Source organism: Undibacterium sp. Di26W (assembly GCF_049340265.1).
Lineage (GTDB): Bacteria > Pseudomonadota > Gammaproteobacteria > Burkholderiales > Burkholderiaceae_D > Undibacterium.
Window position 1 is genome coordinate 1 of record NZ_JBMPOR010000075.1, and the last position, 537, is coordinate 537.

At 52.3% G+C, this 537-nt stretch carries 1 protein-coding gene; it reads right to left on the reverse strand.

Features of this window, described 5'->3' with window-relative positions:
* Positions 1–488, reverse strand: a 488-nt coding sequence (locus ACO0LM_RS28700; RefSeq protein WP_423042358.1) for an IS110 family transposase, incomplete at its 3' end; no start/stop codon positions are given.
* Positions 489–537: the final 49 nt, after the last annotated feature.

Here is a 537-nt window from a genome sequence, read left to right on the forward strand (position 1 = left end):
ATTTTGACTTCGCTCATCAATCTTGCCATGCCTTGTGGTAAGGCGATCCCAAACTCCGCCAATAGCCCATGCAGTTGATTGGCTTGCGCGGTTCTTGCCTTGATCATGCCGTTACGCACCCGATGCAATGCCAATACCGCTTGCATGTCTGCCGTCTTGATTGACACATAGCGCATGCTGGGTCGGCTGGACGCTTCGCAGATCGCCGCCGCGTCTGCCGCATCATGCTTGTTGCCCTTGACGTACGGCTTAACAAACTGGGGCGCAATCAACTTTACCGTATGACCCAACGACTGCAGCTTGCGTGCCCAAAAATGGGAACTGCCGCAGGCTTCCATTGCCACTACGCAAGGTTGAAGCTGAGTGAAGAAGGGAACCACTTGTTCCCGCCGCAACGACTTGCACAACACCTTATTGCCACGCTCGTCGACTCCATGCAACGCAAACACATTCTTTGCCAAATCCATGCCAATTGTCGTAATATTCATTTCGGACTCCTCGCCTCAAGTAGTTGGTCATACTTCTACTTTGGCACAT